Raw genomic sequence first — 23,444 nt, 5'->3', positions numbered from 1 at the left:
GTCATTGCGAGCGCAGCGAAGCAATCCATGGCTCCAGACAAAGGCTGGATTGCTTCGTCGCCTCGCTCCTCGCAATGACGGGAATTACTTCGAGATTCCGGGTCTGCGCCGATCGGCGCATCCCGGAATGACGGGACAAGGATCGTAAGGGACGTCGTAGGTTCATGGGCAAGGTCACAGGTTTTCTCGAAATCGAGCGGCACGATCGCAAGTACACGCCCGTGGCCGAGCGTCTGAAACACTTCCACGAATTCGTGGTCCCGCTCTCCGAGAAGGAGCTGCGCGACCAGGCGGCACGCTGCATGAACTGCGGCATCCCCTATTGCCACGGCACCGGCTCGGCCGCGCCGGGGGCGCCCGGCTGCCCGGTCAACAACCAGATCCCGGATTGGAACGACCTCGTCTACAACGGCAATTGGGAAGAGGCCGCGCGCAACCTGCACTCGACCAACAACTTCCCGGAATTCACCGGCCGCATCTGCCCTGCCCCGTGCGAGGCCTCCTGCACGCTCAACATCGACGACAACCCGGTCACCATCAAGACGATCGAATGCGCGATCGTCGACAAGGCGTTCGAGCAGGGCTGGATCAGGCCGGAGCCGGCGGCGGTGAAGACCGGCAAGAAGATCGCGGTCGTGGGCGCCGGCCCCGCCGGGCTCGCCTGCGCGCAGCAACTGGCGCGCGCCGGCCATGACGTCCACGTCTTCGAGAAGAACGCCAAGGCCGGCGGCCTGCTGCGCTACGGCATTCCCGACTTCAAGATGGAGAAGGGCATCATCGACCGCCGCCTCGCGCAGATGGAAGGCGAAGGCGTCACCTTCCATTACGGCGTCCATGTCGGCGGCAATGGCGGGCTCGATGCCAAGAGCCTGCTGAAGGACTATGATGCCGTGGCGCTGACCGGCGGCGCCGAGGCGCCGCGCGACCTGGCGATCCCCGGCCGCGATCTCTCCGGCATCCACTACGCCATGGACTTCCTGCCGCAGCAGAACCGCCGCGTCGGCAACGAGCCCGTTAACGCCACCGACATCCTCGCCGGCGGCAAGCATGTCGTCGTGATCGGCGGCGGCGATACCGGAAGTGACTGCATCGGCACCTCGCTGCGCCAGGGCGCATTGTCGGTCACGCAGCTCGAGATCATGCCGGCGCCGCCCGAGCACGAGAACAAGCCGCTGACCTGGCCGAACTGGCCCTTGAAGATGCGGACCTCGTCGAGCCAGGCCGAAGGTGCCGCGCGCGAATTCGCGGTGCTCACCCAGAAGTTCGAGGGCGAGAACGGCGCAGTCAAGAAGCTGCATTGCGTGCGCGTCGATGGCCAGTTCAAGCCGATCCCCGGCACCGAGTTCGAGCTCGCCGCCGACCTCGTGCTGCTGGCGATGGGTTTCGTGCATCCGGTGCATGAGGGTCTGCTGAAGACTCTCGGCGTCGATCTCGACCCGCGCGGCAACGTCAAGGCCAACCTCACCGACTATCAGACCTCGGTGCAGAAGGTGTTCTCGGCCGGCGACATGCGCCGCGGCCAATCGCTGGTGGTGTGGGCGATCCGCGAGGGCCGGCTCTGCGCGCAGGCCATCGACACCTTCCTGATGGGCAGGACCGACCTGCCGCGGTGAAGCGGCGGTCAACCTGTTGGTTGCGGCGCTCGCGCCGCACCCGCTTTCGCGGGTGATCTAGCCGGATTTTCCGAAGCAGCGCCGCCTCTCACCCGCACAAGGCAGACTCACGTCGCCAGTGCAGTGCGAATGGCTCGCGCCAAATCGGAGCTGAGATACGGCTTCGGCAACAGCAGCACGCCCGCATCGAGCCGGCCGTGATGCACGATCGCGTTCTCGGTGTAGCCGGAGGTGTAGAGCACTTTCAGGTCCGGCCGCCGTTTCACGGCCTCGGTCGCGAGCTGGCGACCATTCATTCCGCCGGGCATGATCACATCCGTGAACAACAGGTCGATGTGGCCGGCTTCGTCGATGACCGCCAGCGCCTCGCCGGCATTGCCGGCGGCGATGGTGCGATAACCCAGGCGCTCGATCTGGGCCACGACGTAATCGCGGACCAGCACGTCGTCCTCGACGATCAGGATGGTTTCGTCGCCACGCTCGCTTCCCGAACTGGCGGGCTCGACCTCCGGCGCATCGGCCTCCGCATCCTGGGCGGGGGAGGCCTGCGGCAGATACAGCCTCACGGTGGTGCCGTGGCCTTCTTCGCTGTAGATCTTGATGTGCCCGTTGGACTGCCTGACGAAGCCATAGACCATGGACAGGCCGAGCCCTGATCCCTTGCCGAGGCCCTTGGTGGTGAAGAAGGGATCGAACACCTTGTCGAGCAAGGGACGCGGGATGCCCTCTCCCGTGTCGCTCACCGCGATCATGACGTAATTGCCGGGCCGGACCTCGCTATTGCGGCTGGCATAGTCGGCGTCGAGCACGACGTTCTTGGTCTCCAAGATCAGCTTGCCGCCATTGGGCATGGCGTCACGCGCGTTCAAGGCGAGGTTCAGGATCGCGGTCGAGAGCTGGCTCGGATCGATCAGCGCCGGCGCGGCATCGTGCGCCAGCATCGATTCGATTTCGATCTGCACGCCGAGCGTCGGGCGCAGCAGGCCCGCGACATCCACGACCAGGGCGTTGATGTCCGTGCTGCGCGGCTGCAGCGGCTGCTGGCGGGCGAACGCCAGCAGATGCCGGGTCAGGTCCGCGCCCCTCGCCGCGGCGGCGCCGATCATGGAGGTGATCTGGGCCAGCAGCGGCCGATCCTTGACGCCGTCGCTGAGCATTTCGATCGAGCCGGTGATCACGGTCAGGATGTTGTTGAAGTCGTGCGCGACGCCGCCGGTGAGCTGGCCGATCGCTTCCATCTTCTGCGCCTGCCGCACCTGAGCCTCGGTCGCCTCCATCTCCTGAAAGCGCCGGACCATGGCCTCGGCGTTGCGGCGCTGCCGGGTCTCCTCCTCGAGCGCCGCATAGGCCTGCAGAAGCTGCACACGCGTCGGCATCACCAGGAGATGCGGCAGTCCCAGCAGCAGCCCGGTCCCGAGCACGGCGGAGATCAGCGCCAGGACCACTTTGATGGCTACAGCCAGGCCATCGACCGGCACCCACAGCCCAGCGATCGAAAGCGCACAGCTCACGGCGCCGACCGCGGCGAGCCCGCCGAGTGCCCCGATCAGGCTGACGAAGATTCGCAACATGTCGCCGTGCCGGCGCAGCAGGAAAACCGCGACTGCAATCGCCATCGCAAGCGATCCACAGGCGAGCACGGCCTCGGAAACCACATTCAACCAGAGCAATCCCGGCTGCCACGGCAAGCAGGCCTCGTGCGGGGTGAGCGTCGACATGTCCAGAACATCTCCAGGCCATAGCCACCCCGGCACCGGCTCCGCGCCGAGTCGGAATGGTCAGACGGATCATTCAGGTTCCTGCTTACCGCGCAAGCGCACAACGCCTGGATCAGGAGTGATCGTGGGGAAGGCTCCGGTCCCGCGGGGAGTGCCCGCCCGCTGGGCAGCCAGCGGGTGCGGCAACGTCCCGGGCTTACGAGCGCAAGCTCAACCCTGCCCCTCGATCCGACCCCAGATCTCGTCCGCTAACACCGGCAGCGTGACGCCGAAGGTCTCCTCGATCACCCGCCCCAGTTCGCCGGCGGTCTCGATCATACGCTCGGAGACCATCTCCCCGTCGCGCGCCTCGATCAACAGCCGCCGGTTGACGAGCTTGTAGCGCGCCTCGCGCGCAAGCCGCTCCATCACCACCATCGAGGTGAACGGCACGCTGGGGTGGGTGGAGGTGTACCAATTGCCCAGTGCATAGTCAGCCGGCAGCTGCGGATGCAGATCGAACACATACATCGTCCGCCAGCCCGCGGGCTGCTTCGCCGCGAGCCAGAACAGGCCGTCATCGGATTGGGTCAGGCGGAACGTCCCCATCGCCGTCGGCTGCACGATGTCAGCCTGAAGCCTCAGCGGCGCATCGAGCAGGCAGGAGCCGAAGCCGGCATCGGCCAGATAAGGCCCGTCGGCGAGATCGACCTTGAGCAGCATGTGCGTGCGCGGGCCGAGCGGAGCATCGGGCTCGAAGCGCCAGCGGACCCGCCCCGACAGGCTGGTGACCGTAAAGCCGACTGCCTCGAGCGCGGCCTGCAGCAGCGCGTTCTGCTCGAAGCAATAACCGCCACGACGGCCATCGACGAGCTTCCGCTGCACCGAGGCGAGATCGAGGTGAACGGGACGACCGAGCAGCGGATCGAGCCCCTCGAACGCGATCGCATCCACATGCGCGGCATGGAGTGCTGCCAACGTTTGCCGATTTGGCTGAAGCGGCCCGCGATAGCCGATGCGGGCGAGATATTTGTCGAGGTGGAATTCGTCAGGCATCGGCCGCGCCTCTGTTTTCTCTCGCTAGAGGGCATAGCATGGTCGCATGCAGTCGTTCCAGATCGCACGAGCTGCAGTCCACCCGCCGGCTGCGCAGGTGCTTTGCCCCATCCTACCCCCATCACCCTGCCTTCTTGCTCCAGCGCTCCGCGAAGTGATGCAGCGGCATGAAGGTTTCCAACAGTTCGCGACCAAGCGGCGTGAGTGCATAGCCGCCTTCGCCGAGCGCGACAAAGCCAGCCTCGCGCAGCTCGGTGATGCGCGTCTGCAGCACGGTTGGCGAGACCTCGTCGCAAGCCGTGCGAAGTGCACGCGAGGTCAGCGCGTCATCACGCAACTCCCACAGGATACGCAAGGACCAGCGCCTGCCCAACAGATCGAGCAGCACCATGATCGGACGGCCCGAGCGGGAGCCACGCACGGCTCGTGATTTGACCGGAGACGACTCGGCTGCAGCCGAGATGGTCCGACGCGATTTTGCCAGACTTGGCTTGTTTGGCCCCGGTTTGGTCGGTGCCGGCATGTCGTGCCCCCTTCGCACAGAAATACGGCTCTTGCCAAACGCTACAAAAAGCGTAGCGTTTCGCTACAATAAATGTAGCACACAGGAGGAGCCGCCGCATGCCCCGCATCCCCCCGCTGGAGCCGCCCTACCCTGCAGACATCCAGGCGCAGTTCGATCGCATCATGCGCGGCGCGCCGCCGCTGATGCTGTTCCGCGTCATGGCCGGCCACCAGCGGGCGTGGGGCAAGTTCGGTGGGGGCAGCTTGCTCGATCGCGGTCCCCTGTCCCTGCGCGAACGCGAGATTGCGATCGACCGGACCTGCGCCCTGAATGGATGCGAATATGAGTGGGGCGTGCATGTCAGCACGTTCGCTGCTGCCGCCGAGCTGACTGCCGAGCAAATTCGCGCAACCGTCCTCGAAGACAGTCAGGCGGCCTGCTGGTCCGAAGCCGAGCGGGCGTTGCTCCTCGCCGTCGACGCTCTGCACCGGCGTGCGACTCTGGGCGTGGCCGAGTTCGCGACACTACGCGCACATTACAACGAGGATCAGATCCTCGAGATCATCCTGCTCTGCGGATTCTATCGCACCGTGTCGTATCTGGCGAACGCACTGGACCTGCCGCTGGAGGAAACTTCGGCGCGTTTTCCTGCACGGACCTCATGCGGAGCGTGAGCGAAGCAATCCGGCGCTCAGCCCTAATCTGGATTGGCTTCGGAGCCTAACGCTCCTCGCAATGACGGCTGGAGAGAGATCACGCCACCCCGGCGCGCAGCAGATCGTGCATGTGCAGGATGCCGACCGGCTTGCCTGCCTCGGTGACGATCAGCGTGGTGATCTTCGCGGAGTTGAGGATCTCCAGCGCTTCCGAGGCGAGCGCGTCGCTGCGGACCGTGCGCGGCGTCTGCGTCATGATGTCGTCGACCAGCGCCGTCATCAAATCGGGCCGCATCTTCCGCCGGAGATCGCCGTCGGTGATGATGCCCGCGACGTGGCCGTTTCCATCGGTGATGATGACGCAGCCGAGCCCCTTGTCCGACATCTCCAGCAGCGCGTCCGTCATGACGGTGCCGAGCGGTTTCACCGGCACCGCATCGCCCGAGCGCATCAGATCGGCGATGTGCTTGAGCATCGCCCCTAACTTGCCGCCAGGATGGAAATTGGCGAATTCGAGCGCGGTGAAGCCGCGGCCTTCGAGCAGCGCGATCGCGAGCGCATCGCCGATCGCCGCCTGCATCAGGGTCGAGGTGGTCGGCGCCAGATTGTGCGGACAGGCCTCGCGCACCTTCGGCAGCTCCAGCACGATCCGCGCGGCCTGACCGAGCGAGGAGGCCGCATTCGAGGTCACCGCGATCATCGGGATCGCGAAGCGCTTGGAATAATTGACGAGGTTCTTCATCTCCGACTGCTCGCCGGACCAGGACAGCGCGATGATGACGTCGTCGCCGGTGATCATGCCGAGGTCGCCATGGCCGGCTTCCGCCGCATGCACGAAGAAGGCGGGCGTGCCGGTCGAGGCCAGGGTCGCCGCGATCTTGCGCGCGACATGGCCGGACTTGCCGAGCCCGGTCAGGATGGCGCGGCCCTTGGCCTCGCGGATCAGCGTCGTCGCCGCGGTGAAAGCCGTTCCGAGCGTTCCCCGCAGCGCGGCCGAGATCGCGACGATACCGTTGCTGCCGATCTCCAGGGTGCGCAGCGCCGACTGCACATCGGCATGGTCGGCGGCGGATTCGATCAGGGGATTGGAGCTCGGCATCGACGCATTCCACGACAGACAGATGACGCGGAGGTCTTACCACGGGTCGGGCGGTAAAGGCGGCATCAACAGCCCATTAACCATATTTGTTTTTACTCCCTTCACGGCAGGAATTGCCGACCGGCGCGGGGCCGCGCGGGCCAAATACATGATTTTGTTGGAGTATTTTCATCGTGGGTTGGGGGCCCGACAGCGGCCGGATCAGGCGCCCTTCGTGGTGCGACCGCGCCGCCGCAAGCCTATGGCTCCTGGCCGCCGCGGCCGCGCCTGCCTCGGCGCAGACCACGGATATGCTTCGCCCGGTCCCTGACGGCTTCCTGCTGCCGCAGGATTCACCGCTGCGTCGGATCGCCACAAGCGAACTGCCCGCGCCGGCCGCCCCTGCCCGCGTTGTGCAGTCCCCCGGCGGCGCCGCCGCATCACGGGTCAGCCTGGGGCCGCTGGCCGGCCTGTCGGCCGCGAGCGGGGCGGCGGACTCTGGGTATGATTCGCTGAACCGCACCCGCAGGAAGCCGAAATATTATCCGGCGCAGCCCCGCCCGAAGCCCGCCCTCGGCCCTGGCACGCCGCCGCCCGGCGGCCTCGTCGGCGAGCTCCGCCCGTCCCTGCCGCCGTCTGCCGGTGCCAACAGGCCGCCGCTGCCGCCGGCGATGGCCGGCAGCGTGCCCGGCCAGCCACCCCGGAAGCGGCTCAGGGTCGACGACGATCCATTCGGCGCGGTCGGCGACTATATGGGCCCGTTCCTGGTGAAATCGGCGGTCGAGATCTCCGCCGGCTACGACACCAATCCGGCGCGGCTTGCGAACGCGCGCGGGCTGCCGTTCTGGGTGGTCGCGCCGGAGTTTCTCGCGGTATCGAACTGGGAGCGCCACGCTGTCGTCGCCGATCTGCGCGGCTCCTTCACCGGCTATGGCGGCTCGCTGCCGGCCATCATCGACGGCGGCATCAACCCGGCGCCCACCAATCTCGACCGGCCGGATTTCACCGGCCACGTCGACGGCCGGCTCGACGTCACCGGGGACACCTCGGTCGGCGCGCAGCTGCGGCTGCGGGCTGCGACCGACAATCCCGGCAGCCCGAACATCCAGGCCGGGCTCGCCCGCTATCCGGTCTACACCACGCTGGGCACGACGATTGGCGTCGACCAGCGCTTCAATCGCCTGCAGATTTCGGCCGGCGCCACCATCGACCGCACCAGCTACGAGCAGAGCAAGCTGACCAACGGCGCCATGACCTCGAACGACGACCGCAACTTCAACCAATATGGCGGGGTCGGGCGCGTCTCCTACGAGGTCTCGCCCGGTCTGAAGCCGTTCGCGGAAATCGAGGGCGACAGCCGCGTGCATGACCTGCCGTACGACCGCTCCTTCTATCGGCGCGACTCGAGCGGCGGCTACGCCAAGGCCGGCAGCTCGTTCGAGCTGACGCGACTTCTGACCGGCGAGGTCTCGATCGGTTACGCCGCGCGCAGCTATGTCGATCCCAGACTGAACCGGCTGCAGGGATTTTTGACCACGGCCTCGCTGGTGTGGTCGGCGACGCCGTTGACGACGGCCAAATTCCTCTCCGACACGCAGCTTGCGGAAACCACCGTGGCCGGCGCCTCCGGCGTCCTCGTGCGCACCTACACCGTCGAGGTCGACCACGATTTCCGCCGCTGGCTCACCGCCATCGGCAAGTTCACCTTCGGCACGCTGGACTATCAGGGCTACGGTCGCAGCGACAAGACCTACTCGACCGAAGGCAACCTGATCTACAAGATGACCCGCAACCTCTGGCTCAAGGGCACGTTACGCTACGACGTGCTGGATTCGAACGTCGCAGGCGCAAGCTCATCCGGCACGGTGGTGATGCTCGGCGTCCGGCTGCAGAATTGAGCTTAAGCGAACGACTGTAGGGTGGGCAAAGCGAAGCGTGCCCACCCTACAAATCGAAGTCGGCTCGCTCCTACGCCCCTGTCACCGTGAGATTGGCGCCGTCGGCCTGCACGATCCGCACGCGGCTGCCGGCCGGCGTATCGGGCCCGGCGACACGCCAGACGGTGTCGTCGACGCGCACCGTGCCGGAGCCGTCGACGATCGGCTTCTCAAGCGTGAAGACGCGGCCGACGAGCGCGGCCGCGCGGCGGTTGAGATAGGGATTATCGCTGGCCGGCCGTGCCGCGCTGCGGGCGAGCCGGCGCCAGACCGGCACTGCGGCTGCCGCGAACAGCGCGAACATCAGGATCTGGATCTGCCAGGACGGCGTGAACGCAAACGATGCGAGCCCGACCAAAAGCGCGGCCAAGCCGAACCAGAACAGGAAGATGCCCGGGGCGAGCAATTCCAGCGCCATCAGGATGACACCGAAGATCAACCAGTTCCAGGTGCTCAGGCTCTCAAACATTTCGGCCATGACGTGACCCTCGCTAGATGCCCCGCATCCTATCACGCGCGCGGCGGGAGCGGCGGCGCAGGGGGCGTCGTTCCGGCCGGCGGCACCGAGCCGGTGCGGCGCGCAGCCGCCGCGGCGGAGGCCGCGCTTTCGCCGAAGGTCGCCTTCGCAATCTCGCCGATGCCAGCCAGGGAGCCGAGCATGCTCATCGCCTCCACCGGCAGCATGATCACCTTCTGGTTCGGCGAATCCGCGAGCTGGCCGAACGCCTTGATGTATTTGTCGGCGATGAAATAGTTGAGCGCAGCGACATCGCCCTTGGCGATCGCCTCCGACACCATCTGCGTGGCCTTGGCCTCGGCCTCCGCGGAACGCTCACGCGCTTCCGCATCGAGGAAGGCGGATTGCCTGCGGCCCTCGGCCTGCAGGATCTGGCTCTGCTTGGCGCCTTCGGCGCGCAGGATCTCGGACTGCCGCTGGCCTTCCGCCTGCAGGATGTCGGCGCGCTTGACGCGTTCGGCCTTCATCTGCCGGCCCATCGCCTCGACGAGGTCGGCCGGCGGCACGATGTCCTTGATCTCGATGCGGTTGACCTTGACGCCCCAAGGCGAGACCGCGGCATCGACGACGCGGAGCAGCCGCTCGTTGATCTCGTCGCGATGCGACAGCACCTGGTCGAGGTCCATGGCGCCCATCACCGAGCGGATGTTGGTCATGGTCAGCACGATGATGGATTGCGAGAGGCTGGCGACCTCGTAGCTCGCCTTCGCCGCATCGAACACCTGGAAGAAGGCGACGCCGTCCACCGTCACGGTGGCGTTGTCCTTGGTGATCACCTCCTGCTCGGGAATCTCGATCACCTGCTCCATCATATTCATCTTGCGCCCGATCCGGTCGAAATAGGGCACGATGATGTTCAACCCCGGCGACAGCGTCCGGGTGTATTTGCCGAACCGCTCGACGGTCCAGTCATAGCCCTGCGGCACCGTCTTCACGCCGGCAAACAACGTAAAGATGACCAAGAGCGCCAGCGCAATCGCGAAAATGTCGAAACCGCTCATAAGACCTCCAAGACGAAAGACCCGTCACAAGGATGGGCTTCCGCACAATTCCACAGCAATCAAGACGTAAGGATTGCCGCGTGAATTTGTCTCGGCGGCGGCGGGGCCGGTTCAGCGAACTATTTTCGACATACCGACGTGGTAAAGGCCTTGCAGGCAGCAGCGGTGCTCCTAAGAAGCTACGCCCCGCCGGAGCCGCGGCACGTCACCAAAGCTTCAAATTCGAAGCGATCAACCGCCGCGTCCGAGATCCAGCCTGCTCAGATCCAACCCTGCAGTTCGCGCAGCACCAATTGCCGGATCACGTCCATGCCCGGCTCGCTGTCGTTCAGGCAGGGGATGGCGGAAAACGCCTCGCCGCCATTGTGCTTGAAGATCTCGGCGTTTTCCCCGGCGATCTCCTCCAAGGTCTCGAGGCAGTCGGCGGTAAAGCCCGGCATCACCACGGCGATGCGCTTCACGCCGTCCTTGGCGAGCTTCTCGATGGTCTTGTCGGTATAGGGCTGCAGCCACTCGGCACGGCCAAAGCGCGACTGGAAGGTGAGCAGAAGCTTGGACTCGTCCAGGCCGAGCCGCTTGCGCAACAAGGCGGTGGTGGCGACGCATTGCTCGAGATAGGGGTCGCCCTTGTCCACATATTCCTTCGGCATGCCGTGAAACGAGGACACGATCAACTCGGGCTTGAACGGCAGCGTCGCAAGATGGTCCTCGATCGAGGTCGCGAGCGCCTCAATGTAGAACTCGTCATCATAATAAGGCGGCGTCACCCGCAGGGTCGGCTGCGCCCGCAGGCTCGCGAGCACGCGGAAGACCTCGTCGCAGACGGTTGCCGACGTCGCGGCGGAATATTGCGGATAGAGCGGGACCACCAGGATGCGGTCGCAGCCCTTGGCCATCAAAGCATCGATCCCCGCCTTGATCGATGGATTGCCGTAGCGCATCGCCCAATCGACCACAACGTGTCCGGCATCGGCAATGCTCGCCGCCAGCTTCTCGCTCTGGGCGCGCGTGATCGTCTTCAGCGGCGACTCGTTCTTCTCATTGTTCCAGATGGTCTGGTAATCGCGCGCCTTCCGGCGCGGCCGCGTGTTCAGGATGATGCCGTTGAGAATGAGCTTCCACAGCAGCCCCTGGTCCTCGACCACCCGCGGGTCGGACAAGAACTCTTTCAGGTAGACGCGCACGCCGGCAGCATCGGCGGTGTCGGGCGTGCCGAGATTGACCAAGAGCACACCGACGCGCGATGGATTGGCGGCAGAGAGCGGCCTTGCATTGTCGAGGGAGATGGCAGCGGTCATGGTATCCAGGCTGATGTCGGACGGCTCGTGACGGGCGACTTGTAACAGGCCGCTTGGCGGGGTGCGGCAGCCCTGTCTAGATAATGGTTGTGACGACGATGTCATCAGGCCGGAGGAGCCATGACGATTGCTGAACTCTGCATCTTCGCCAGCGTGATATTGTACCTCTTAACGATCGCCCCGGTGAAATGGATCAGCGCCGGACAATACGACAATGCGCGCCCCCGGGACCCCACTTTCTACCAGAGCGGCATCCGCGAGCGCGCGCTGGGCGCCCATCAGAACGGCATCGAGGCATTCCCGTTCTTCGCCGCCGCCGTGCTGCTGGCCGAGTTCCGCGCAGCGCCGCAGAACCTGATCAACGAGCTCGCGATGCTGTTCCTGATCGTGCGCACGGCCTACGTGCTCACCTATGTCGGCAACCGCCCGGCGCTGCGCTCGATCCTGTGGGTGCTGGGTTTCGCGATCACGGTGGCGATCTTCTTCCTGCCGCTGTTGCGCAACTATCTCCCAATCTGAGTGGAGAGGCCCAGCACCCATAGGATGACGCGGATCACATCGAATGGCTGTTGAGACGGTTAACGGCACGTGCAGGCCACCGATCCGGGAGTGCAGGCTGACGCACCTTTGTTCCGGCTTTGATCTAGGGCGCCACGGCCAATTGATTGGATTCGCCGCCAGAATTTTCTATACGGCGACGGAACTTTGGACCGGTGAAGGCGCCCCGCCAAGGGAAACGCCAAAGGGATTGTGATGACGTCGAACGGCCCGACGCTGGCGACCACGGCCAGCGCCCCCGATAATTTCCAGACCGCCCTGAAATCGACCGTGCGGGCGGCCGCCGATTGGCTGATCGCACATCAGAAGCCGGACGGCCACTGGGTCGGGCGCGCGGAATCCAACGCGTGCATGGAAGCGCAATGGTGCCTCGCGCTGTGGTTCATCGGCCTGGAAGATCACCCGCTGCGTCCGCGCATGGGGCAGGCGCTGCTGCAGACCCAGCGCGGCGACGGCTCCTGGCAGATCTATTTCAACGCGCCGAACGGCGACATCAATGCGACCGTGGAGGCCTATGCCGCCCTCCGCTCGCTCGGCCACCGCGATGATGAGCCGGCATTGCGCCGCGCGCGCGAATGGATCGAGGCCAAGGGCGGCTTGCGCAACGTCCGCGTCTTCACCCGCTATTGGCTGGCGCTGATCGGCGAATGGCCCTGGGAGAAGACCCCGAACCTTCCGCCGGAGGTGATCTGGTTTCCGGTCTGGTTTCCGTTCTCGATCTACAATTTCGCGCAATGGGCGCGCGCAACCCTGATGCCGATCGCGGTCCTTTCGGCGCGGCGGCCGAGCCGGCCGCTACCGCCCGAGAACCGATTGGATGCGTTGTTTCCGCAGGGGCGCGACGCGTTCGACTATGAGCTGCCGACCAAGGTCGGCGCCGGTGGCTGGGACAAGTTCTTCCGCGGCGCCGACAAGGTGCTGCACGCGCTGCAGAACCTCGGCAACAGGCTCAATCTCGGCCTCTTCCGCCCGGCCGCCGTGCGCCACGTGCTGGAATGGATGATCCGCCACCAGGATTTCGACGGCGCGTGGGGCGGCATCCAGCCGCCCTGGATCTACGGCCTGATGGCGCTCCATGTCGAAGGCTATCCGCTCAACCACCCGGTCATCGCCAAGGGCCTCGATGCCCTGAACGACCCGGGCTGGCGCGTCGACATCGGAGAAGCGACCTACATCCAGGCGACCAACAGCCCGGTCTGGGACACCATCCTGACCCTGCTCGCCTTCGACGACGCGGGCGTGATCGGCGATTATCCCGAGGCGATCGAGAAGGCGGTGAATTGGGTGCTGGAGCGCCAGGTGCGCGTGCCCGGCGACTGGTCGGTGAAGCTGCCGCACGTCAAGCCGGGCGGCTGGGCGTTCGAATATGCCAACAACTTCTATCCCGATACGGACGACACGGCGGTGGCGCTGATCGCGCTGGCGCCGCTGCGGCATGATCCGAAGTGGAAGGCCAAGGGCATCGACGAGGCGATCCAGCTCGGCGTCGACTGGCTGATCGGCATGCAGAGCCGAAGCGGCGGCTGGGGCGCCTTCGACAAGGACAACAATCAGCAGATCCTGACCAAGATCCCGTTCTGCGACTTCGGCGAGGCGCTCGATCCGCCGTCGGTCGACGTCACGGCGCACGTCATCGAAGCCTTCGGCAAGCTCGGCCTCTCACGCAACCATCCGACCATGGTGCGCGCGCTCGACTACATCCGTCGCGAGCAGGAGCCGAGCGGACCATGGTTCGGCCGCTGGGGCGTGAACTATGTCTACGGCACCAGCGCCGTGCTGCCGGCACTGGCTGCGATCGGCGAAGACATGAGCCAGCCCTACATCCAGCGCGCCTGCGACTGGCTGCTCGCCCATCAGCAGAACGACGGCGGCTGGGGCGAGAGCTGTGCCTCCTACATGGATCTCGGCGCGGTCGGCCGCGGCACCGCGACCGCGTCGCAGACGGCGTGGGCGCTGATGGCCTTGCTCGCCGCAAACCGCGCGCAGGACCGCGAGGCGATCGAGCGCGGCTGCCTGTGGCTGGTCGAGCGGCAGTCCGAAGGCACCTGGGTTGAGCCGGAATTCACCGGCACCGGCTTTCCCGGCTACGGCGTCGGCCAGACCATCAAGCTCACCGATCCAGCGCTGCAGCAACGGCTGATGCAAGGCCCGGAGCTGTCACGCGCCTTCATGCTGCGCTACGAGATGTACCGGCACTATTTCCCGCTGATGGCGCTCGGCCGCACCCTGCGGCCGCAGGCGCATGGCAAGGCTCCGGTGCAAGGAGCAGCTGCGGCGCAGCCAGCAACGGCCCCTGCCGGCCAGCAAGGTCCGGAACTATCGCGCGCGTTCATGCTGCGCTGGGACTTGTACCGGCAATACTTTCCGGTCGCCGCGCTCGGCCGCGCGTTGCGGAGAGGGAACGCACAGCCCTAGCGACAGTGCGCGACCGACGTCCGCTCCTCTGCGTCAGAAACAGGTGGTGCGCTCGGCAGCGATGTAGCCGAGCAGCAGCCCGGTGCCGAACAGCAGCACGAGACCGGCGGCGCCGAATTCGAGCCCGCGCATGATCAGCACGCCGCCGCCCTCGCGCGCCTGGCTCAGCCGCTGCGCCACTCCCCGCGCCGAGACGGCAACCAGCGCGATGGTCGCGACCGTCACGGCGGTCCCGAGCCCCATCACGAAGGTTGCGGCGATGCCCGCCCAGAACAGGCCCTGCGCTAGCGCGAAGACCAACACCAGGATCGCTCCGGAGCAGGGCCTCACCCCGGCAGCGAAGACCGCCTGAATACCCCGCTGCCAGCCGCCCGGGCCGGCAAGCTCGCTCGGCTCCGGCCCGTGCGAATGACCGCAATGGGCGTCATGGACGTGTGCGGGGCCGTGATCGTGGTCGTGATGGTGGTGATCATGATCGCCATGGTGATGATGCTCGCGATAATGATGGCCATGATCATGATCGTGCGCGTGGTCGTGAGCCGCATGCGCGTGGACGTGTTCGTGGCCGGCCAGAGCCAGCGCCGGTCGCTGGGGCTGCAGCGTCCGCAGCAGCGCAACGCCCTTGGTCCAGACCAGCCGCGCCCCGAGCAGCGCGATCAGCGCGTAGCTGCCGATCTCCACTGCCTTCTCGGCGCTGCACATCGTCGCCGCGGTGGCGTTGAGCAGCCAGGCGCAGATGCCGACGATGACGACCGCGACCAGCGACTGCATCAGGGCCGAAGCAAATGACAGCAGGATGCCGCGGCGCGCGGTCTCCTGGTTGGCGACCAGATAGGAGGCGATCACCGCCTTGCCGTGGCCGGGACCGGCCGCGTGAAAGATGCCGTACGCGAACGAGATCGCCAGCAGCAGCCACACCGCCGAGCCGTCGGACTTGGCGGCGCGGATGGTCGACGACATCTGGCGATAGAACTCCGATTGCTTGGCCAGGAGCCAGCCGACGATGCCGCCTGCCTGGGGCTCGGCCGGCGCGCCGAACGGCGATTTGGCAAGCAGCACATGCGAGGCGGCATCTGCGGCGGCCAGCGCGGCAAGGATCGCAGCGCAGATCAGGAGCGGACGAACGGCGTTGGGGCGAGCTTGCAGTATCATGGGCATTCCACCGAGATCTTGTTGGCAAAGTTCATTCCGAAATTGGCGTTCGCCCCGCCGCTCAGGAATGTCTGTTCGTTCATCGTCTGCGCGACCGCGCCGCCATCGCTCGGCCTAACCAAGCCGAGCTTGCAGCCCGCCGGCGCACTGACCATCCGGACGGGATCCTTGTCCGCCATCTGGAAGTCGATGAAATAGCTCGGATCGAACACCTCGACCGAGAGCTGCTTCGGCTTGACCGGCGCCTTCAGCGGCAGCGTGAAATGCAAGATCAGCTTGGTGTCATTGTATTCGAGAAAATAGTCGACCGGGTCCTCGAACTTCTGTTTCTTGCCGTCCGCCTTCAGGAAGGTGAAATAGGCGTATTCCTTCAGCGACTCGACGTTGGTCTGCGCCAGCGGCGCCAACTCCTCGCGGGTGTAGACCCCGCGCGTCTTGCTCTCGGTGCCCTGCAGGGCATAGCTCGCGAACATGTCGTCGAAGGTCCACGCATGGCGCACGCCGGTGATCGAACCGTCGGGCGCGTAGAGCAGTTCGCTGCTCGCCGTGATCCAGACATGCGGATGCGCCTGCGCGGCGCTGGCGCCCACGACCAGCGCAAGCACGGTGAGAAGAGTGCGGAGCAAGGCCACCACCTCACGCCGCCTTGGGAACATCGAGCAGGCCGCGGCGCCGGAGCAACGCGTCCGGCTCCGGCTCGCGGCCGCGGAAGGCGACATAGGCCGCTTCCGGATCGACCGAGCCGCCGGAGGAATAGACGTTGTCATGGAGCCGCTTGGCGACCGCGGGATCGAAGATGTTGCCCGCCTCCTCGAACGCGCCGAACGCATCGGCATCCATCACCTCCGACCACATGTAGCTGTAATAGCCCGAGGCATAATGGTCTCCGGAGAAGATGTGGCCGAACTGGGTCGGCCGGTGCCGCATCGCGATCTCCGCCGGCATGCCGATTTTTTCGAGTTCGGCCCGCTCGAAGGCTCCCACATCCTTGGCCGCCGAGGCCGGCTGGGTGTGGAATTCGAGATCGACCAGCGCCGAGGCGACGAACTCGACCGTGGCAAAGCCCTGGTTGAACCTACGCGCGGCAAGAAAGCGGTTCAGCAGGTCGTCCGGCAGCGGCTCGCCGGTCTGGTAATGGCGGGCGAAGCGCTGCAACACCTCGGGCCGCTCCTGCCAGTGCTCGTAGAGCTGCGACGGCAGCTCGACGAAGTCGGTGAACACGGACGTGCCGGAGAGCGAGGGATAGGTCACGTTCGACAACAGGCCGTGCAGGCCGTGGCCGAATTCGTGAAACAGCGTGCGCGCCTCGTCCGGCGACAGTAGCGCAGGCTGGCCCTCGGCCCCCCTCGCAAAGTTGCAGACATTGATGATCAGCGGCGCCACCTCGCCGTCGAGCTTCTGCTGGTCGCGCAGCGAGGTCATCCAGGCGCCGGAGCGCTTCGAGGCCCTGGCGAAGTAGTCGCCATAAAACAGCGCCTTGTGCTTGCCGGCGGGATCCCTGATCTCCCAGACCCGGACGTCCGGATGCCAGACCGGAATATCCTTCCGCTCGGCAAAGGTGATGCCGAACAGGCGCGTCGCGCAGTCGAAGGCCGCGGCGATCATGTTGTCCAGCGTCAGATACGGCTTGATCGCATCGTCGTCGAAATTGGCTTTGGCCTGGCGGAGCTTTTCGGCATAGAAGCGCCAGTCCCAGGCTTCGAGCTTGAAGTTGCCGCCCTCTTCCGTGATCAGCTTCTGCAATTCGTCGCGGTCGGCCAGCGCCTTGGCGCGCGCCGGCTTCCACACCCGCTCCAGCAGGCCGCGCACCGCCTCCGGCGTCTTCGCCATGGAGTCCTCCAGGCGATAGGCCGCGTAGTTCGGGAAATCCATGATCTTGGCAGCTTCCTCGCGCAAGCTCAGGATCTCGCCGATGATGGCCTTGTTGTCATTGGCGTTGCCGTTGTTCCCGCGCGCCGTGAACGCTTTGTAAACCTTCTCGCGCAGGTCGCGCCGGGCGGAGCTCTGCAGGAACGGCTCGACCGCCGAGCGCGACAGCGTCACGATCGCCTTGCCCGGCAGACCCCGCTCCTCGGCCGCGGCCTTGGCCGCCGCGATGAACTGCTCGGACAGGCCGGCGCGGTCGTCCTCGGAAAGCTCCAGGAACCAGTCCTGCTCGTCGCCGAGCAGATGATGGCTGAAGGTGGTGCCGAGCTGGGCGAGCCGCTCGTTGATCTCGGCCATCCGCGTCTTGGCCTCTTCGGAAAGGCCGGCGCCGGCACGGCGGAAGCGGGTATAGGTGCGCTCCAAGAGACGGATCTCTTCGCCGGTCAGGTCGAGCGTCTTGCGGTTCTCGTGCAGCCGGGCGACACGGCCGAACAGCACCGCATTCATCTGAATCGGATTCCAGTGCCGCGCCATCCGCAGCGAGACTTCCTTGTCGATCTCCAGGATCTGCGGATTGGAGTGCGCCGAGACCAGATCATAGAACACGGCGGACACCTTGGAGAGCAGCTTGCCCGAGCGCTCCAGCGCCGTGATCGTGTTGGCGAAGTCGGGCTCCGCCGGATCATGCGTGATGGCGGCGATCTCCGCGGCATGATCGGCAAAGGCGCGCTCGAAAGCGGGGAGGAAGTGCTCCGGCTTGATCGCGTCGAACGGCGGTGTCTGGTGCGGCGTTTCCCACGCCTTCAGGAGCGGGTTGATCGCGGTCGCGTCGGCGGTGTCTGTCATCGGCAAAGGTCCGTGGTCTCTCGAAATCCAAATCTGGCTCCTCTTACCACGCAAGGCGCCCTTTTTGGGTCATTTCCCCTTGATGCAGCGCAGCTTTTCGGAGAGATTGCGGCCCGCCCACAAGGACCCGATCATGAGCTCAGAGAACCAGACCGCCGCCTCCCGCCAGATCGTCTGGACCAGCGTCATCACCGTGCTCTCGGCTGCGATCCTGATCGGCGCCGAAGTGTTCGGGGCGGCCTTCGCCGGCGGCTGGGCGCTTTCGATTCTGTTCGGGCTCGGCGACACCGGCACCCATGTGCTGCAGGCGCTGCTGTTCGCGCTCGGCGTCTTCGTGATGGTGGCCTTCATCCGCGGCGCGCAGCGCGTCGAGCCGTTCGTGAAGCGCGCGTAGTCCTGGCGCTGCACGAAAGCACTACGCCACAAGGCTTTCGCGCGTGACAGAGCTTTAAGCTAGCTTAACGTTCGTTCACACAAGCCCGCGCTCCCGCACAAGCTGTGTCCGCCAAGCACACCGTTAGGGAAATCACGCGCGAGACTTCAAAAAAATCTTGCGGTCGAAATTCAAAACGCTTATTTCCCGACTTGCCCAATTTCGCACGTGCCTGTGGTCGTGTGTCAGTCGGTAGGTATCCGGACAAGAGGCCGGACAGCCGCCAAGGGATGAGGAACCGAGGGGCCCTCGGCTTTGTTAGGATCGCGATCGCACCGATCGGGATCAGCACAAACCGAAAGCCCAGCATCTCTCTCAAGAGATGCCGCTGAAGGTGACCTCGCCTCTTGCAACCGTGACTGGCAGCCGGAGGCGAACCGGCGCACCCCGCTCTCAACGGGGGACGCGACTTAAAGCAACGACGGATCGGGCTTTTTTGGTCTCTACCGGCAGTCCAACGCCGGCGCGGGCTACTGAAAAGGCTTGTCCTTCATTGCCAGGTGTGCGGGCGGGACCCCTCCCAACCAATCCACGGCAGCACAATTCGGCTTCGGTCCGAGGTTTTGTCGCCTTTCCATCGGGTGGCAACGCCAAAGCACCGCCGTCGAGAACGTTTGAACGGGTCTCGTCGCTGGGGCCGTTTGGAGGGTGCTATGACCGAACGTATTCGGGAATTCCTGCGCAACCGCCGCGAGGAAGGTCTGGACACCGAGCCCTGTCTCGTTGTCGATCTCGACGTCGTGCGCGACAACTACATGAGCTTCGCCAAGGCGCTGCCGGACAGCCGCGTGTTCTACGCGGTGAAGGCCAATCCGGCCCCCGAAGTGCTGTCGCTGCTGGCCTCGCTCGGCTCCTCATTCGACACCGCCACCGTCGCCGAGATCGAGATGGCGTTGGCCGCCGGCGCGACGCCTGACCGCATCTCCTACGGCAACACCATCAAGAAAGAGCGCGACATCGCGCGCGCCCATGCGCTCGGCATCCGCCTGTTCGCGGTGGACTGCGCTGCCGAGGTCGAGAAGATCTCCCGCGCCGCGCCGGGCGCCAAGGTGTTCTGCCGCATCCTCTACGACTGCGCCGGCGCCGAGTGGCCGCTGTCGCGCAAGTTCGGCTGCGACCCGGAAATGGCGGTCGAGGTGCTCGATCTCGCCAAGCGGCTGGGTCTCGAGCCCTGCGGCATTTCGTTCCATGTCGGCTCCCAGCAGCGCAAGGTGAAGGCGTGGGACCGGGCGCTGGCGATGGCCTCGACCGTGTTCCGCGACTGCGCCGAACGCGGCATCAACCTGACCATGGTCAACATGGGCGGGGGCTTCCCGACCAAGTACCTGAAGGACGTGCCGCCGGTCGTGCAGTACGGCCGCTCGATCTTCCGTGCGCTGCGCAAGCATTTCGGCAACCAGATCCCGGAGACGATCATCGAGCCGGGCCGCGGCATGGTCGGCAATGCCGGCGTTATCGAGTCGGAAGTGGTGCTGATCTCGAAGAAGAGCGACGAGGACGAACTGCGCTGGGTCTATCTCGACATCGGCAAGTTCGGCGGCCTCGCCGAGACGATGGACGAATCGATCCGCTACGCGATCCGCACCCCGCATGACGGCGCGGACATGGCGCCGTGCGTGCTCGCCGGCCCGACCTGCGATTCGGCCGACGTGCTCTACGAGAAGCTGCCGTATCCGCTGCCGGTGACGCTCTCGATCGGCGACAAGGTGCTGATCGAGGGGACCGGGGCCTATACCTCGACCTACTCGTCGGTGGCCTTCAACGGCATCCCGCCGCTCAAGACCTACCACATCTGAGCGCTCGCATTTCCGAGCCCCGGGTGGGATGAGCCCCCACCCCGACCCTCCCCCGCAAGCGGGAGAGGGAGCGATAGAGCTTCCTTATTGACCTGACATGACGTGCTTGCGCGCGGGCGACAGTCTGCAGCGGCGAGCCGGGACTGATGTGCCATGACTGCTTTTCGGCCGACCACCACTGCGCCTGTTCAAGCCGCCGCTGCGTTCGCGATCCGCAGCGAGCGCGGCTCCGACGTGGCGGCGCGCGAGGCGCTGCTCGATGCCTGCTTTGGCGACAACCGTCATGAGCGCACCTGCCAGCGCCTGCGCGACGGACGCGCGCCCGCCGCAGGCCTTGCCCTGTCGGCGGTTCGCGAGCGCCGGGTGATCGGGACCGTGCGGTTGTGGCACGTCAACGCCGGTGGGCGCGATGCGCTGATGCTGGGCCCGCTGGCCGTCGATCCGGATGTCCGGAGCCTCGGCATCGGGGCCGCGCTGATGGAAGAGGCGCTCGCGATCGCGGCCGCCCGCGGCCATGGCGCGGTGATCCTGCTCGGCGATGCGCCCTACTACGCCCGCTTCGGCTTCTCGGCCGAGAAGACAGTCGAGCTGGAACTGCCGGGCCCGTTCGAGCGCGAGCGCCTGCTCGGCCGCGAGCTCATCGCCGGTGCGCTCGACGGCGCCTGGGGCATGATCGTGCCGACGGGCGCGCAAGAACGCAAATCGCGGCGCAGCCGCAAGGCGGCGCTGGTATCATGCGCGGCGTGACGGCCCGCACAGCGAAGGCGCAGCAGCCCGGAGCGGCCATCGCCGTGCCGGCGCGGCGTCGCGGCACGCTGGTCGCAAGCCTCGTCCTGCTCCTGCTCGCCATCATGATCGTCCGAGACATCGTGGTCCGGCGCTGGACGGGCTCCCCTGCAGCGCCGCCGGACGTCACCCGCCCGCGCTGACGATCTCCCAGCAATCCCGGCTCCGGGGTTGCGCAGGTGCAGCAAAACCCCTTAAACCCCGGCCAAATCCCATATGAGGTTGCCCATGTCCCGCCGCCTGATCTCCACCGGATCGCCCTTCGAGAAGACCTTTGGCTACAGCCGCGCCGTCGTCGACGGCGACTTCGCCTTTGTCGCCGGCACCACCGGCTACGATTACACCACCATGACGATGCCGGCCGACGTCACGAGCCAGTCACGCAACTGCTTCAAGACCATCGAGTCCGCCCTGAAGGAGGGCGGCTTCGAGATGGCCGACGTCGTGCGGGCGACCTACTACATCACCGATCCCAAGGACGCCGACGCCCACTTCGCCGTCTGCGGCGAGGTGTTCGGCGACATCCGCCCTGCGGCCACGCTGCTCGTCGTCGCCGCGCTGCTCAAGCCCGAGATGAAGGTCGAGATCGAAGTCACGGCCAAGCGCCGCAGCGCCTGAACCCGTTCAGTACCCTATCGTTTTCGGAGAACATGATGAGCTCGCAGATCCACGCGAAGATCACCGGTCCCATCGTCATGATCGGCTTCGGCTCGATCGGCAAGGGCACCCTGCCCTTGATCGAGCGGCACTTCGCCTATGACAAGAACCGCTTCGTGATCATCGATCCGCATGACAATGGCGAGCTCGCCAAGCAGCACGGCGTCCGCTTCATCCAGCAGGCGGTGACCCGCGAGAATTATCGCGAACTGCTGGTGCCGCTGCTCACCGAGGGCGGCGGCCAGGGCTTCTGCGTCAATCTCTCGGTCGACACGTCTTCGGTCGACATCATGACGCTGTGTCGGGAAATCGGCGCGCTCTACGTCGACACCGTGGTCGAGCCCTGGGCCGGGTTCTATTTCGACAAGAACATGGGGGTCGAGCAGCGCTCCAACTACGCACTGCGCGAGACGTTGCTGGCGGCACGCCGCAAGAACCCGGGCGGCACCACCGCCGTCTCCACCTGCGGCGCCAATCCCGGCATGGTGTCCTGGTTCGTCAAGCAGGCGCTGCTCGACATCGCCCGCGACACCAAGACCGAGATCGTCGAGCCGAAGAGCCGCGAGGGCTGGGCGCAACTCGCGCAGAAGCTCGGGGTCAAGGGCATCCATATCGCCGAACGCGACACCCAGCGTTCCAAGAACCCGAAGCCGATGGACGTGTTCGTCAACACCTGGTCGGTCGAAGGCTTCGTATCCGAAGGCATGCAGCCGGCGGAGCTCGGCTGGGGCACCAACGAAAAATGGATGCCGGACAATGGCCGCACGCACTCGGAAGGCTGTGGTGCCGCGATCTATCTGCTGCAGCCCGGCGCCAATACCCGCGTGCGCTCCTGGTGCCCGACGCCGGGCGCGCAATACGGCTTCCTGGTGACACACAACGAGTCGATCTCGATCGCCGACTATTTCACCGTGCGCGACGGCGACAAGGTGGCGTACCGCCCGACCTGCCACTACGCCTATCACCCCGCCAACGACGCGGTGCTGTCGCTGCACGAGATCTTCGGCGCCACCGGCAAGATGCAGGAGAAGTGGCACATCCTGGATGAGCATGAGATCGTCGATGGCATCGACGAGCTCGGCGTGCTGGTCTACGGCCACGCCAAGAACGCCTACTGGTACGGCTCGCAGCTGTCGATCGAGGAGACGCGCAAGCTCGCGCCCTATCAGAACGCGACCGGCCTGCAGGTCTCCTCAGCCGTGCTCGCCGGCATGGTGTGGGCGCTGGAGAACCCGAACGCCGGCATCGTCGAAGCCGACGAACTGGATTTCCGCCGCTGCCTCGAAATCCAGATGCCGTATCTCGGCCCGGTCAAGGGCTTCTACACCGACTGGACGCCGCTGACCGATCGCCCGGGCCTGTTCCCGGAAGACATCGACACCAACGATCCCTGGCAGTTCCGGAATATTTTGGTGCGGTGATTCCAACGCCGTCGTTCCGGGGCGAGGCGTAAGCGTCGAACCCGGAACCTCGAGCTGAGGGAAACGACGCAAAACAACGTCGAGATTCCTGTATCTGACCGGGTGTCACTGTCATAGTGGCGGCGGGTAGAGACAGCTCGTTGGATTCCCGGTTGC

General features: G+C 65.7%; 21 protein-coding genes. 11 read left to right on the top strand and 10 right to left on the bottom strand.

Features of this window, described 5'->3' with window-relative positions; all coding sequences use genetic code 11:
- Positions 1 to 164: 164 nt before the first annotated feature.
- Entirely contained in the window at positions 165 to 1,613 is a 1,449-nt protein-coding gene (locus tag QX071_RS32425; RefSeq protein ID WP_315706541.1) for a glutamate synthase subunit beta, read from the top strand.
- Between the two features lie 107 nt (positions 1,614 to 1,720).
- On the opposite strand, the gene QX071_RS32420 is transcribed toward QX071_RS32425, so the two are convergent.
- The 3 genes from QX071_RS32420 to QX071_RS32410 all read right to left on the bottom strand — a co-directional run bounded on the left by QX071_RS32420 (position 1,721) and on the right by QX071_RS32410 (position 4,757).
- Complete coding sequence (locus QX071_RS32420; RefSeq protein ID WP_315706540.1) at positions 1,721 to 3,331, bottom strand: ATP-binding protein; 1,611 nt, start codon at positions 3,329 to 3,331, stop codon at positions 1,721 to 1,723.
- A 210-nt stretch (positions 3,332 to 3,541) separates the two neighbouring features.
- Complete coding sequence (locus QX071_RS32415; RefSeq protein ID WP_315706539.1) at positions 3,542 to 4,366, bottom strand: arylamine N-acetyltransferase; 825 nt, start codon at positions 4,364 to 4,366, stop codon at positions 3,542 to 3,544.
- 121 nt (positions 4,367 to 4,487) lie between these two features.
- On the bottom strand, positions 4,488 to 4,757 hold the full coding sequence (locus tag QX071_RS32410) for a helix-turn-helix domain-containing protein (protein ID WP_315706693.1): 270 nt from the start codon (positions 4,755 to 4,757) through the stop codon (positions 4,488 to 4,490).
- Between the two features lie 230 nt (positions 4,758 to 4,987).
- On the opposite strand from QX071_RS32410, the gene QX071_RS32405 reads away from it, so the two are divergent.
- Positions 4,988 to 5,545: a carboxymuconolactone decarboxylase family protein gene (locus tag QX071_RS32405; RefSeq protein ID WP_315706538.1), complete on the top strand. Its 558-nt coding sequence runs from the start codon at positions 4,988 to 4,990 to the stop codon at positions 5,543 to 5,545.
- Positions 5,546 to 5,624: 79 nt separating this feature from the next.
- Here QX071_RS32405 and QX071_RS32400 read toward each other — a convergent pair whose 3' ends face one another.
- Positions 5,625 to 6,626, bottom strand: coding sequence for a KpsF/GutQ family sugar-phosphate isomerase (locus QX071_RS32400; protein ID WP_315706537.1), 1,002 nt, complete (start codon positions 6,624 to 6,626; stop codon positions 5,625 to 5,627).
- A gap of 173 nt (positions 6,627 to 6,799) precedes the next feature.
- On the opposite strand from QX071_RS32400, the gene QX071_RS32395 reads away from it, so the two are divergent.
- Positions 6,800 to 8,503, top strand: coding sequence for an outer membrane beta-barrel protein (locus tag QX071_RS32395; RefSeq protein WP_316190315.1), 1,704 nt, complete (start codon positions 6,800 to 6,802; stop codon positions 8,501 to 8,503).
- Between the two features lie 70 nt (positions 8,504 to 8,573).
- Here the strand turns inward: QX071_RS32395 and QX071_RS32390 are convergent, their stop codons facing one another.
- The 3 genes from QX071_RS32390 to hemH form a co-directional block, all read right to left on the bottom strand.
- Entirely contained in the window at positions 8,574 to 9,020 is a 447-nt protein-coding gene (locus QX071_RS32390; RefSeq protein ID WP_315706535.1) for an NfeD family protein, read from the bottom strand.
- Between the two features lie 32 nt (positions 9,021 to 9,052).
- Positions 9,053 to 10,060: an SPFH domain-containing protein gene (locus tag QX071_RS32385; RefSeq protein ID WP_315706534.1), complete on the bottom strand. Its 1,008-nt coding sequence runs from the start codon at positions 10,058 to 10,060 to the stop codon at positions 9,053 to 9,055.
- Between the two features lie 260 nt (positions 10,061 to 10,320).
- Positions 10,321 to 11,358, bottom strand: a complete 1,038-nt coding sequence (hemH, locus tag QX071_RS32380) for a ferrochelatase (protein ID WP_315706533.1) — start codon at positions 11,356 to 11,358, stop codon at positions 10,321 to 10,323.
- Between the two features lie 120 nt (positions 11,359 to 11,478).
- Between hemH and QX071_RS32375 the strand changes: the two genes are divergently transcribed.
- Both QX071_RS32375 and shc read left to right on the top strand, forming a co-directional pair.
- Positions 11,479 to 11,877 carry an MAPEG family protein gene (locus QX071_RS32375; protein WP_315706532.1) on the top strand — a complete coding sequence of 133 codons (399 nt, stop codon included), beginning with the start codon at positions 11,479 to 11,481 and terminating at the stop codon, positions 11,875 to 11,877.
- A gap of 234 nt (positions 11,878 to 12,111) precedes the next feature.
- Positions 12,112 to 14,331 (top strand): squalene--hopene cyclase, encoded by a 2,220-nt coding sequence (gene shc, locus QX071_RS32370; RefSeq protein ID WP_315706531.1) that lies wholly within the window; start codon positions 12,112 to 12,114, stop codon positions 14,329 to 14,331.
- 33 nt (positions 14,332 to 14,364) lie between these two features.
- Here shc and QX071_RS32365 read toward each other — a convergent pair whose 3' ends face one another.
- From QX071_RS32365 to QX071_RS32355, 3 genes are read right to left on the bottom strand one after another with little or no spacing between them, the layout of a single operon-like run.
- Positions 14,365 to 15,489, bottom strand: coding sequence for a nickel/cobalt transporter (locus QX071_RS32365; RefSeq protein ID WP_409977550.1), 1,125 nt, complete (start codon positions 15,487 to 15,489; stop codon positions 14,365 to 14,367).
- Positions 15,480 to 16,139 (bottom strand): DUF1007 family protein, encoded by a 660-nt coding sequence (locus QX071_RS32360; protein ID WP_315706530.1) that lies wholly within the window; start codon positions 16,137 to 16,139, stop codon positions 15,480 to 15,482. The genes QX071_RS32365 and QX071_RS32360 overlap by 10 nt, the downstream gene beginning before the upstream one ends.
- Positions 16,120 to 18,195, bottom strand: coding sequence for a M3 family metallopeptidase (locus QX071_RS32355; RefSeq protein WP_315706529.1), 2,076 nt, complete (start codon positions 18,193 to 18,195; stop codon positions 16,120 to 16,122). Before QX071_RS32355 ends, QX071_RS32360 begins: the two co-directional genes overlap by 20 nt.
- Before the next feature lie 133 nt (positions 18,196 to 18,328).
- On the opposite strand from QX071_RS32355, the gene QX071_RS32350 reads away from it, so the two are divergent.
- From QX071_RS32350 to QX071_RS32325, 6 genes are all read left to right on the top strand, one after another.
- On the top strand, positions 18,329 to 18,589 hold the full coding sequence (locus tag QX071_RS32350; protein WP_315706528.1) for a hypothetical protein: 261 nt from the start codon (positions 18,329 to 18,331) through the stop codon (positions 18,587 to 18,589).
- A 692-nt stretch (positions 18,590 to 19,281) separates the two neighbouring features.
- Positions 19,282 to 20,424 (top strand): type III PLP-dependent enzyme, encoded by a 1,143-nt coding sequence (locus QX071_RS32345; RefSeq protein WP_315706527.1) that lies wholly within the window; start codon positions 19,282 to 19,284, stop codon positions 20,422 to 20,424.
- Positions 20,425 to 20,577: 153 nt separating this feature from the next.
- Positions 20,578 to 21,171 (top strand): N-acetyltransferase, encoded by a 594-nt coding sequence (locus tag QX071_RS32340; RefSeq protein WP_315706526.1) that lies wholly within the window; start codon positions 20,578 to 20,580, stop codon positions 21,169 to 21,171.
- On the top strand, positions 21,159 to 21,353 hold the full coding sequence (locus QX071_RS32335; RefSeq protein WP_315706525.1) for a hypothetical protein: 195 nt from the start codon (positions 21,159 to 21,161) through the stop codon (positions 21,351 to 21,353). The genes QX071_RS32340 and QX071_RS32335 overlap by 13 nt, the downstream gene beginning before the upstream one ends.
- 85 nt (positions 21,354 to 21,438) lie before the next feature.
- On the top strand, positions 21,439 to 21,828 hold the full coding sequence (locus tag QX071_RS32330; RefSeq protein WP_315706524.1) for a RidA family protein: 390 nt from the start codon (positions 21,439 to 21,441) through the stop codon (positions 21,826 to 21,828).
- A gap of 35 nt (positions 21,829 to 21,863) precedes the next feature.
- Complete coding sequence (locus tag QX071_RS32325) at positions 21,864 to 23,288, top strand: homospermidine synthase (protein ID WP_315706523.1); 1,425 nt, start codon at positions 21,864 to 21,866, stop codon at positions 23,286 to 23,288.
- Positions 23,289 to 23,444: the final 156 nt, after the last annotated feature.

This window comes from Bradyrhizobium sp. SZCCHNS1022 (genome assembly GCF_032484835.1).
In the GTDB taxonomy this organism is placed as follows: domain Bacteria; phylum Pseudomonadota; class Alphaproteobacteria; order Rhizobiales; family Xanthobacteraceae; genus Bradyrhizobium.
This window is presented reverse-complemented; position numbering and strand designations above follow the sequence as displayed.